The sequence below is a fragment of the Lysinibacillus sp. RS10 genome, assembly GCF_041956855.1.
Classification (GTDB): domain Bacteria; phylum Bacillota; class Bacilli; order Bacillales_A; family Planococcaceae; genus Lysinibacillus; species Lysinibacillus xylanilyticus_A.
The window spans coordinates 1,426,465-1,438,502 of the sequence record NZ_CP167122.1 but is presented as its reverse complement, the minus strand read 5'-3'; the positions used below and the strand labels follow the sequence as shown (position 1 = coordinate 1,438,502).

Sequence of the window (12,038 nt, the reverse complement as noted above, 5' to 3'; positions counted from 1 at the left end):
GAGTTAAAAGCAATTAACGTGGAGTTCGCACCAATCGCTTGATACGAAGGGTATTCTGTTATCAATCTATGCTTCTATACAGGTTTGTATAGTTTTGTCTAAATTTTCTGCAACAGTTTAGTTACCCACTCCGCCTCTGTTTCAACAGGCTGTAAATTTGTCATTTCCCCATTGTTATCATCATAATCGAATGTCATAGCAGAAATGTCTCCAGGAATTTCATTACCATCTTCGTCGATTAACGAAAACAATACATATGATTTTTCTTCTGCATCGAAGGTAAAGACAACTCGACACTTTTGCTCTTTGCCATTCTCTCCAATGATCAGAAATTCTTGCGTTTCCTCGTTCATGTAATCTCCTCCTTAATTAGGCTTAATTATCTTTCAAACTTTAGTAGGAGCCCTTAGATATTCAGTATCTTCCGGTGATACTGAAACTATCTCAACATAGACTCGTCTTCCTCATAGCTTCATTCTTCCTAAAGTAAAAAAGGAACAAGGAGTGCTTGTTGCCATCCTTGTTCCACACTTATAAAGAACGATGATTATTCTTCGTTTTCATCCTCTAAAGCGTTTAATACGTCTTCTACCATATCCCATTCTGCTTCTGTTTCGATTGGTGTTAATTCACCATCTTCACCATTTTCAGATGGTACAAATGAAGATACGAAGATTTCTACTGAGCCATCTTCATCTTCTTCTGCGCCTATCATAGAGTAAAATACGTAGGATTTACCAAATTCAGCTGATTCATGTACGTGAATCACTTCACAAAGCTGTTCATTTCCGTTCTCGTCAATCACTGTAATGTGTTGTACGTGTAGTTCTTCTTCATGGTTATGTTCTTGTGCCATGTGCTTGTCACCTCATCAATTAATTTTTGCTATCCAAGTAGCCTTGTAAAATCATCACAGCAGCCATTTTATCTATGACTTGCTTACGCTTTTTGCGACTTACGTCCGCTTCGATTAGCATACGTTCGGCAGCCATCGTTGTTAAACGTTCATCCCAAAGCTTGACCGGTAGTGAAAATGTTTCTTCTAAAAGCTTTTTATAGTTTTCAGAAGCCTCTCCACGTGGTCCCACCGTATTATTCATGTTTTTAGGGTATCCTACAACAAATTCTGTTATAGAGTACTCCTTCACTAGCTCGGCTATACGCTCAATGCCGAACTCGCCATTAGCTTCATCAATTTTTACGGTTTCAATACCTTGGGCCGTCCACCCTAGAGCATCACTTACAGCAACGCCCACAGTTTTAGACCCAACGTCTAACCCCATAATTCTCATTTCTAGTCCTCGTTATTCTTTTTAATATAAAACTTAACAAGCTCTTCTAGAATTTCGTCACGCTCAAGCTTGCGAATTAAATTACGAGCATCCTGATGGCGAGGAATATACGCCGGATCACCAGAAAGTAAATAACCGACAATCTGATTGATAGGGTTATATCCCTTTTCCTCTAATGAAGAATGTACTTTCAACATTACCTGCTTGACTTCCTGTTCCATTGATTCTTCTGGAAAATTAAATTTCATCGTTTGATCAAATGAACTCATGACCAGCACCTCGCTTTCAGAAATAAGGAGATGTGCAAAAAGCTCATCTCCAATTTCTCTTTATTATAACATGTTTTGGCGTATTATCAATTATGCCCCGGCATAATTGCGTCCGGAATCGGCTTTGTGTTTAGGCCTGCACGAGGGCCGACACGATGTCGGTCATTTCGGTAATGCCATAGGACGTGGCGTTTTTACCGATGCAGGTCAGTTAGCCGTTATCGCATGGATGCGATGATCTTAGGCTAACATCCCCTAAGAACTCCTTTTCCGATTCCGTGACATCCGCCGGAGGATTTAGGCCAGCACGATGCTGGTCACTCAGGCGTTTTCACAGGATGTGAAGTTCTTAGCCTGAGTTCCTCTATTTCAGCGGGTGTTTGGACACCCGCTGAAAGAAGTTAAATGGATTTAACATAATCATACACAGAAAGTAGTGCTTCATCAAGTTTTGATGCTTCTTTCGCACCTGCCATCGCCATATCTGGACGACCGCCACCTTTACCACCACATGCCTCTGCTACCATTTTTACGATATTTCCTGCATGGTAATTGCCACCAACTAAATCTTTCGTTACCCCAGCGCAAAGCATAACTTTGTCGCCATCGACAGCACCTAAAACAATAACGGCCTTAGGCATTTTAACCTTCAAGTCATCCATCATTTGACGCAGTTGATTATTGTCCTTCGCCTCAACTTTAGTAGAAAGAACTGTTACATCACCAAAAGTCTGAGCAGCGTCTACAATAGCACCAGCTTGAGTATTAGCGATTTTTTGTGATAACGCCTCATTTTCACGTTGTAATTCTTTGTAGTCAGCTTGTAACGCATGTACTTTTGTCACAATATCTTTTGAATTTGCTTTTAATAAAGCTGCTGCATCGTTTAATAAAGCTTCTTCTTCTTTTACTGCTTCATATGCAACTTTACCTGTAACAGCCTCGATACGACGAGTACCTGCACCGATACCACCTTCTGAAACAATTTTGAAGAAGCCAATTTCAGAAGAACGTTTTACGTGAAGACCACCGCAAAGCTCAATAGAATAGTCACCAATTGAAACAACGCGAACGACATCGCCATATTTCTCACCGAATAATGCCATTGCCCCCATAGCTTTCGCTTCATCGATGCCTTTTTCTTCAATTAGGACCTCTATATCATCCCACACTTTTTCATTTACGATACGTTCAATTTGTTGTAATTCCTCTTTTGTCACTTGACCGAAGTGAGAGAAGTCGAAACGTAAACGATCAGGTCCTACATATGAACCTGCTTGATTTACATGGTCGCCCAGCACGTCTTTTAATGCACGCTGCATAATATGTGTAGCTGTATGGTTTTTAATAATTAAATTACGTTCATCACGGTTCACTACTGCCTTCACCGCATCTTCAACATTCATTTCGCCAGATTCTACAAGTACTGTATGAAGAGGTTGACCATTAGGTGCTTTTTGTACATCTTTTACAATAGCAGTAAAGCTATCATTTGAGATAACACCGCTATCCGCAATTTGACCACCCATTTCAGCATAGAATGGTGTTTTAGCTAAAACAACTAGTGCTTCTTGCCCTTCAGATGCTACCTTTGATACTTGACCATTGACAATGATCGCCGCAATTTCTGTGTTTGTCGTCAATGTATCATAGCCTACAAATTCACTTGCAACAGTCAGGTTGGCTAGTACTTCATTTTGTACTTGCATAGAATCTACATCTTGACGAGCTGCACGTGCGCGTTCACGTTGTTCTTCCATCGCTACCTCAAAGCCTTCATGATCTACCTTCATGCCTACTTCTTCTGCATACTCTTCTGTTAATTCAATTGGGAAACCGTAAGTATCATATAAACGGAATGCATCTGCACCTGGAATATAGTCATGTCCAGCTACTTTTTGGGCTTCAACTACTTCGTTAAAGATTGCAAGACCTCCGTCTAATGTTTCATGGAAGCGAAGTTCTTCATTTTTAATAACACGTTGAATAAATTCACATTTTTCCGTTACCTCTGGGTAGAAATCATTCATAATTTCACCAACAGTTGGTACTAATTCAAACATAAATGGTTTTTCAATGCCAATTTGTTTTGCATAACGCACAGCACGACGTAGTAAACGACGTAATACATAACCACGACCTTCATTTGAAGGAAGCGCGCCATCACCAATAGCAAACGCCACTGTACGGATATGGTCCGCGATAACTTTAAATGGTGTATTTACATCTTCTTCTGAACCAAAGATTTCACTTAACGCTACTTCACCTGGACGTTTGTACTTACGATTTGCAAACTGTTCGATTTTTTCAATAATAGGCATGAATAAATCAGTATCAAAGTTAGTTGGAACATTTTGGATAACTGATACGATACGCTCTAGACCCATACCTGTATCAATGTTTTGCTTTGGAAGTGGCGTATATGTGCCATCAGGATTATGGTTGAATTGAGAGAACACTAAGTTCCAAATTTCAAGATAGCGTTCATTTTCACCACCCGGATACATTTCTGGATCATTTTCATCTGAACCGTATTCTTCCCCACGGTCATAGAAAATTTCTGAGTTAGGACCAGATGGACCTTCACCAATATCCCAGAAGTTCCCCTCTAGTCGGATTAAACGTTCTTCAGGAATACCAATTTCGTTATGCCAAACATCATATGCTTCTTGATCTTCAGGATGGATAGTAATAGATAAAAGCTCTGGATCAAAGCCCATCCATTTTTTATCTGTTAAGAACTCCCAAGCGTAATGAATAGCTTCTTTTTTGAAGTAATCCCCAATTGAGAAGTTCCCTAACATTTCAAAGAACGTATGGTGACGAGCTGTTTTACCTACGTTTTCAATATCATTTGTACGAATTGATTTTTGAGCATTTGTAATGCGTGGATTTTCAGGAATAATACGACCATCAAAATATGGTTTAAGTGTTGCTACACCTGAGTTGATCCAAAGTAATGATGGGTCATTAATTGGCACAAGTGGTGCTGATGGTTCATGGTGATGACCTTTTTCTTTAAAGAATTCTAAATACATGCGGCGAATTTCTACTGCTTTCATATGAAAAGTTCCTCCCTATATGTTTTGTAAAATCACGATTTGAATCCACAAATCAATTTCGCCTTGACGTAATTGCGTCCGGATTTTGAATTGTGCACGCACAATTCATTCCTTCGAAAATCCGTGACATCCGCCGGGGGCATTATCTTCATTCAGTAGGTGTTTGGTACACCCATTGAAAAGGAACCTCAACCGCATTGAATCTCCTCTCCTTCAGAAGTGAGAGTCATTTGCTGAATGAAGATAAACAAAAAAAGCCCTCATCCCATAAAAGGGACGAGGACTTGTAATTGATCTCGCGGTACCACCCTAGTTGTAAGTAATAGTATACTTACCTCTTTAGCACTTGTAACGTCAGTGAACGGCAGTGATTAACTGCACTCTGGAGTAGCTTTCTGAATTTGCTATTGTGAGGATTTTTTCAGCCTAGAAATCCCTTTCTTTTACACGCACAAATACGTACTTGTTCCATCATCGTTTTTTACTATTTTCTAACGAGAATTATAAAAAAAATATTTTCTTCTGTCAATTGCCACTATAATTGCTAATCGTAACTAATCAACCAATTTTTGAAATAAACCCACATACTCCAAGAAATACGACTAAAAAAATAAACTAATGGTCATTGTAACAATTAGGGAATCTTGGTATGGCAATGGTACATTCATTCCGAAAAAGCTTGTAATCACTGTTAATGGCAACATAATAGTTGAAATTACTGATAATAGATTATGCCAGGTGTGTTGATTAACCATTTTTTATCCATCCTAATTCATTAGAAGGCGCTGATTTCCGCTGCGGGCGGGAGTCGAGTAGCCCTACGCTACAATCAGTTGAAAATGGGAATATATTTCAAAATAGCAACAAAAAAAATCTTTTTGTCACTCAATAATAAATCTATTTTTCCTAATCAACACGACTGAGATTAAGCTTTTCTATCGATTCACCATTCATAATTGAAAAATACTGTAGTTATATGCATACAAAGCAGCCCGTGACAAATCCTCTGCATATGCAAAATAAAGAAACCGTCAAATAGAAAAGAATACTAAATTTTTTAAACGATTTCTTTTTCAAAGCTAATTATCATTTTTTAAAAAGGTTTCCACTCTATTAACTAGTGATTCCCTATCATAAGTTTTATAAAGTACAGTTGCTACACGAACTGGGTCACCAAAGAAAAAGCGCTCATACAGTGTTTGTCTTGTACCAAAGCTACTCATCGTTAAATCCCAAGCTAAGCGGAATTTTTTGACGCGCGCCTCTCCACCCTCCTGAGAAGACTGTAAATAATGTTCAAGATCACCATCATCCGCTGCAAATGCTTTTTCACTCGGAATGGACATTAACCCACTCGCACCAAGTAACTGAATTATTTCTGTGAAGGTCGGATATACTTTAGGGAAAATCTGAATAGCTACTAGTAATGTTGGATGATCAGGTCTGATAAAGCCAAAAACATCTTTTTTTGCCTCAATCTCAGACTTTAACAGTAAAGCCTTCATCGTTTCAAGTGACACAATAATATCAACAACTTTTTGCTGCACATGTTGGTAATCGCCGATACTGATTGTATCAACAATTGACTGTACAACACCTAAGACAAATTCTGTTTTGGCAATTTGACGTGAAAGAACTTGATGTAAACCATATGTTTGAAATCCACTTACGTTCATAAAGCTATTGGCAACTTCTACATTCCCATAATAAAATACGCGTTCCCATGGGACAACAACATTATCAAATACTACAATTGCGTCCATTTCCTCGAAACGACTACTTAATGGATGGTCAAAAACCGATTCCCCTCCAACAAATGACTGTCTACATAAAAACTTTAAACCTTTCGTATTACTTGGTATCGAGAAACCAAAGCCTTTTCCTTCATCATAGCCATTCGTTGATAAAACTAGGAGTTCATCTGTAATTCCTCCCTGCGTCGCAAGTAGTCTTGCCCCTTTAATTACTAATCCCTCATTTGTATTATCTACAATTTTAGCGGCAATTGTAACTTCTTCATCTTCAAAATAAAATCGGTTGCGATTTACTTGTGGCTCTATAAACGTATGTGTCATTGTCAAATCATTCTCACGTGCATACTCATAAAAATTCAGTAAATGGTTAGGAAAACAGTTTGGCTTATCTTTTAAAAAATCTGCTGCTGATGCTAAAGCCATTAATGTTGTATTCATGTAATCAGGACATCTCCCCATAAAACCATGAGTGGATAATGCCCATTCCCGTGCTGCTTTACGCCTTTTCACAAGATCTTCGACTGTCGCCACTTGAAGGAAAGACATACCTACACGCTTATTGCTTGCTGGCGACACATATGTCATTTTCTCAAGCAATTCCTTTTCATTTTGTAAATCAAAAAGCCTTGCTTGACTCTTCATAACTCCCTTAAATGCTGGATGCTCCGACACCTTCCCTGTGACAACTTTCCCATCAATATAAATATACGTTTGTAAAGCGTCAATACGATCAATATATTGCTGCCCTGTAATTACTGGCATGAAAGTCACCCCTAAACGTTACAAATATTTTTTACTCATTTAGTATATGGAATTTCCTAATATTAGGTTCCACCATAGACAACTGTACTATAGCAAATACTTAAATCAACCAAACTGTACTACTTTATAAATACAGCTAAGAACCCTCCTTCATTGCACGTTTTTTCAGTTATTTTAGATAAAAACGGTTTCAATTAGCACTTTTCTCACGAGTTCGATTTTATGTCACATTCATGAAAAAGTCTTCTTCGACTAGTACAGAATTGCTAGATTTTTCATATACGTAGGTGTAAGATAGCTTCGTAACCAAAACAAGTACATCTTTTTATTAAAGGAGAACATATATATGAATCATCAAATCATCTCGTACGTAGCGAAAATGGAAGCTGCTTTAATGAATAAAATGGAAGATCATACTGAAGAAAATCTTTTATTTTCTATTGCTTCAGAAATGATTGCTAAAGAAAAGGATCAATTTAAAAATGTTTGCCAAGCATATGAAGTCGTTAAACATCACCTAGTTGGCATCCACTAATCAAAATAGGTATAATCAAGAAAAAACCCGATCAATTCAAATTGATCGGGTTTTTTCTTTTATTGCGCATATGGTAGAACCATCTTTTGGAATTGCTCAAATGTTGTTGTTTGATTACTGGACAAGCGTTTAATTTGATACACATCATCGTACGGATTGTTATAGCCAAGCGCCGTTGAAAACGCCATTGTGAATCCCGCTTCCTTTACCGCATTAGTGATGTTGGCATTATATTGCCCAAACGGATAAGCAAAAGCCTTTGCCTCAGGAATATATGTTAAACTGCGCTGTAAATCCTGAGCAACCTCATGATATGGAATCAGAAGCATTTTGCCTTTATTCCCCACTAAATCGTGTAAATTGTAAGTGTGTGATCCATACGTATAGACATCTTGCATATTTGTCATATCCTGACGTGAAAGTGACTGTAAATCATTATAATTAAATATTTGGTCATCTTTAGAATTTTCATTGCGGTACGTAATTAAAAACTGTGTAGCTTTAAAGCCATTTTCTTTGAGCACCGGATATGCATATTCACGTGTCGATAATAAACCATCATCAAAAGTCAAAACAATTGAATAAGCAGGCAATGTAATTTCATCGCGCATGAAACGTAATAATTCGTCCGCACTAACAGTTTCATAGTTCATACTTTTCAAATACTGCATTTCTTTCGTAAATTGAACATCTGTCATTGTAGTACTTACATTTTTAAAACGTCCAAGCTCATCCTCTTTTAGAAAATGATGATACATCATTACTGGGACACCGCGATCGAGCGCTACTTTAGAGCTATGGATATATCCTTCACGGCCACCAAGCACCGTTACGTACCAACTACCTTCTTTGCGCAAAATCGGATAACGGCGATTTAAATCTAGCTTGGCAAATGGCTGTAACGTTTTTGCTGTGTAGTCATAAATCTCACTGTTTGCAGAAATAGGGATAAGATACTCATTTTTCATGGCATTGTCCTTACCCATATTTTTATAAGCAGGAGTATTTATAAATTTCACTTTTGATTTTTCTGCATAAATATACGATTTCCCCCAACGAACTTTTACATATTTTGGATCTATTGCATCTACAACCTCTAGCTGTTGCCCTTTCATCAACGTAGCAATAGCCATTGGTTTTTCACGGCGGAAATCATAAAGAGTTACGTTTTCTAAAGCCTCGATGTACCCATTTTGCTTACTAGGTGGCGGAGTTGGTTTTTCATTAGGCTTTGTTGGCTTTTCGGGCTTTGCAGGCTTTTCGGGCTTTGTATTTATTGGATCCTGGCTTTTTTCTTCTTTAACAAATTTACTATGTACAAATCCTAATCGTCCATTTACAGCAATACCATACCAATTCCCCATTCTACTATAAATAGGAAAACGTACCCCTTCTGCCAATGTTGCAAATTGCACTAGCTCATCACCTGTATTATCATAAATTGGTGCATCACTTGTAGCGACAATATAATCCTTTATCTTTACACTTGTTGGGACTGTATTTTTATAAGTTGTTACTGGTACAACCGTTGTGTAACGTTTATCAACATAACCGTAATAACCACCCCAACGAATTTGCCACCAATTAGCTCCGTAATCTTTTGTTACTTCAAAAGTTTGCTCTGCTGATAATGTCCCCACCGGTACTAGTGAGCCTGAACGATTATCAAAGACAGTTGCTTCCTCATTCACTTGGATGACGGTATTTTTTGCATATGCTTTTTCTGCAAAAGGTAATAGCATCATGAATAGAAGCAATAATAATATGCGTTTCACTATATTCACCTCATAAAAATTTTCATCAACATTTACTCATCTAAATAATCATACGGCGAGATACCATCCATTCCAATCAAAGGATGGATATATGGTTCCGTTTCGACCGTTAGTTTACTATCAATGGATGGTTTTTCTTTCTGTAAATCGTCTTTCAAAGGAATCGTTTCATCTTCCGCAACTTCCTCTGCTATATTCATTGGATTGAGTCTTGCACGTAAGGACGTAAAGCGCTGTAAATCATCCGTACGTTGTAAGCCATCTGCTAGCACATCTGACTCACCACATAAAATCAAGAAATTTTTTGCACGCGTAATACCTGTATATAATAAATTACGACGCAACATTTTAGAATAGCCTCGTACAACTGGCATAATAACTGTTTGGAACTCAGAGCCTTGCGATTTATGAATAGAACAACAATAAGCAAGTGTCAATTGATTGAGATCACTACGCTGATAAGTTACTTCTATACCATCGAATGACACAACAAGCAAATCTTGTTTCTCAATTGTTTCCTTAGCCTTGATAATACTGATGACTTCACCCATATCACCATTAAAAACATTGCTTTCAGGTTGATTGACAAGCTGTAAGACTTTATCCTTTATGCGATATGTGACATCACCAAAGACAAGCTCTTTTCTAGTACCAGTATCGTTTGGATTAATTAGCTCCTGAATCATTTTATTTAAATTGTCTATTCCTGCTGGACCTTTGTACATTGGTGCTAACACTTGGATATTACGAATTTCTTGACCTTTCGCAACCGCACTTTTCACAACCTGTGTAACAACGCTTGCTACTTGATCTGAGGAGGCTTTAATAAATGAACGGTCAGAGGTTTTTACAGTTAAATCATTAGTGATCTGACCACGTTTAATTTGATGAGCAAGTTCAATAATTGTTGAGCCCTCTGCTTGTCGATAAACTTCCGTTAATTCCACAGTAGGTATTTGCTTGGAAGCTAACAAATCCTTTAATACCTGCCCTGGACCTACTGGTGGGAGCTGATCCTGATCGCCAACAAATACAACTTGTACATCCTCATGTAAGGATTTTAATAATTGATGTGCAAGCCAAGTATCGACCATTGACATTTCGTCTACAATAATGAGTTTTCCTGTAACCTCACGTTCAGTTTCTTCTTCTTTTTCCTGACCGGTAAATCCTAGTAATCTATGAATTGTCATTGCTGGAAGTTCTGTTGATTCCGATAAACGCTTGGCAGCACGTCCTGTTGGAGCACATAAAATAATCGGAAATGGCTCTTCTTTTTGTGCGTATTCCTTCGGGTTTAATGATAGTCCGTGTAACTTTGCATACACTTCTACTACACCCCGAACAACAGTTGTTTTACCAGTACCGGGGCCACCAGTTAAAATCATAACAGCTGAGTTTAAAGCTTGCTCAATAGCATTCGCTTGTGTTTCAGCATATGTGACATGAAGCATCTCTTCTGTTTCACCAATCGCTTTACGTATTTCGTCTTTGCTAAAATGTTCAGCCTTATTGTTACGTTCGATTAAAGCTAATATTTTTGATGCAATTCCGACTTCTGAGAAATATAGAGATGGTAAATATAGTCTCGTTTCTTCCCCACAAATTTTACTTTCCTCACGTAATTCGATACAAGCTTTAGAAATAGTCTCAAAGGGAATTTCTTCTCGTTGGCTTTGCTCAAGCATATCTTTTACTAGCGGTAAAACATGTTCTGCATCTAAATACACATGCCCATCCGATAAAGCTGCTGTATTTAGAGTATGTAAAATCGCCGCCTTAATACGGTCTGGATGATTGCCAGTAATCCCTAATTTTGCACCTAGCTCGTCGGCACGAAAGAAACCCACACCCTCTACATCCTCAATAAGGCGGTATGGATTTTCAGTTAATAATTCAACTGCCTCTGTTCGATATGTTTGGTAAATTTTCATACCTAGCTGTGGTCCAAAACCCCAGTCATTTAGTTGAATCATTACTCGTTCTAAGCCAAGATTTTGTTCAATCGTACGGTGGATGACCTCTTTTTTTTCAGCAGATAGACGAGGTACAGCATCAAGTGCGTTAGGGTCCTCTAAAATAAGACGTAAAGCATTTGCTCCTAGTTTCTCTACAATTGTTTCAGCTGTTTTTTTTCCGATTCCAACAAACAAATCACTCGATAAGTAGTGAACAATTCCTTGCTCTGTTGCTGGCACTTCTTTCGTAAACATCTCAATTTGAAATTGCACACCATATTTTGGATGTTGTTTCAATAAACCTGTAAAACGATATTGCTCATCCATTTGTAACGGTGGGAAATATCCAACAACAATTATTTCCTTATCCTCATACTGTAAGTTGGTCTCTTGAATTTTCACACGAACTATCGAATACATATTTTGTGCATTATGAAAGATAGAGACGATTGGACGTCCGAGTATAAAAAATTTATTTAGTTCAAATAAATCAAGATTCTCTGCCATTTGCGATTCGTCCTTTCGTGTTCATTTCAATCATTATATTTTACCACAGCATAACGAGAAAAAACGTGTAAAAAGACAATTCACTATATTTTAATCAAGTTGGCCTCGGCATAATTGCGTCCGG

The 12,038-nt window shown here is 37.9% G+C and carries 10 protein-coding genes and 1 other annotated feature; of the genes, 1 reads left to right on the top strand and 9 read right to left on the bottom strand.

Annotated features, from left to right (window positions below):
• Positions 1 to 98: 98 nt before the first annotated feature.
• From ACB089_RS07230 to hpaB, 7 genes are all read right to left on the bottom strand, one after another.
• Positions 99 to 353, bottom strand: coding sequence for a DUF1292 domain-containing protein (locus tag ACB089_RS07230; protein WP_374965836.1), 255 nt, complete (start codon positions 351 to 353; stop codon positions 99 to 101).
• 194 nt (positions 354 to 547) lie between these two features.
• A complete protein-coding gene (locus ACB089_RS07225; RefSeq protein WP_368635849.1) occupies positions 548 to 856 on the bottom strand; it encodes a DUF1292 domain-containing protein in 309 nt (102 codons plus the stop codon).
• A 19-nt stretch (positions 857 to 875) separates the two neighbouring features.
• Complete coding sequence (ruvX, locus tag ACB089_RS07220; protein ID WP_368635848.1) at positions 876 to 1,292, bottom strand: Holliday junction resolvase RuvX; 417 nt, start codon at positions 1,290 to 1,292, stop codon at positions 876 to 878.
• Positions 1,293 to 1,294: 2 nt separating this feature from the next.
• Positions 1,295 to 1,561: an IreB family regulatory phosphoprotein gene (locus ACB089_RS07215; RefSeq protein ID WP_004226839.1), complete on the bottom strand. Its 267-nt coding sequence runs from the start codon at positions 1,559 to 1,561 to the stop codon at positions 1,295 to 1,297.
• Between the two features lie 401 nt (positions 1,562 to 1,962).
• Positions 1,963 to 4,623 (bottom strand): alanine--tRNA ligase, encoded by a 2,661-nt coding sequence (gene alaS, locus ACB089_RS07210; RefSeq protein ID WP_374965835.1) that lies wholly within the window; start codon positions 4,621 to 4,623, stop codon positions 1,963 to 1,965.
• 269 nt (positions 4,624 to 4,892) lie between these two features.
• Positions 4,893 to 5,107 (bottom strand) — a binding site (T-box leader).
• A gap of 118 nt (positions 5,108 to 5,225) precedes the next feature.
• Entirely contained in the window at positions 5,226 to 5,378 is a 153-nt protein-coding gene (locus tag ACB089_RS07205; RefSeq protein ID WP_374965834.1) for a CorA family divalent cation transporter, read from the bottom strand.
• 324 nt (positions 5,379 to 5,702) lie between these two features.
• Positions 5,703 to 7,139, bottom strand: coding sequence for a 4-hydroxyphenylacetate 3-monooxygenase, oxygenase component (gene hpaB, locus ACB089_RS07200; protein ID WP_374965833.1), 1,437 nt, complete (start codon positions 7,137 to 7,139; stop codon positions 5,703 to 5,705).
• A 346-nt stretch (positions 7,140 to 7,485) separates the two neighbouring features.
• Here hpaB and ACB089_RS07195 point away from each other — a divergent pair, with 346 nt between their 5' ends.
• Positions 7,486 to 7,674 (top strand): hypothetical protein, encoded by a 189-nt coding sequence (locus ACB089_RS07195; RefSeq protein WP_368635844.1) that lies wholly within the window; start codon positions 7,486 to 7,488, stop codon positions 7,672 to 7,674.
• Between the two features lie 59 nt (positions 7,675 to 7,733).
• On the opposite strand, the gene ACB089_RS07190 is transcribed toward ACB089_RS07195, so the two are convergent.
• Positions 7,734 to 9,449, bottom strand: a complete 1,716-nt coding sequence (locus ACB089_RS07190) for a polysaccharide deacetylase family protein (protein ID WP_374965832.1) — start codon at positions 9,447 to 9,449, stop codon at positions 7,734 to 7,736.
• A 32-nt stretch (positions 9,450 to 9,481) separates the two neighbouring features.
• On the bottom strand, positions 9,482 to 11,914 hold the full coding sequence (locus tag ACB089_RS07185) for an ATP-dependent RecD-like DNA helicase (RefSeq protein WP_374965831.1): 2,433 nt from the start codon (positions 11,912 to 11,914) through the stop codon (positions 9,482 to 9,484).
• Between the last annotated feature and the right edge of the window lie 124 nt (positions 11,915 to 12,038).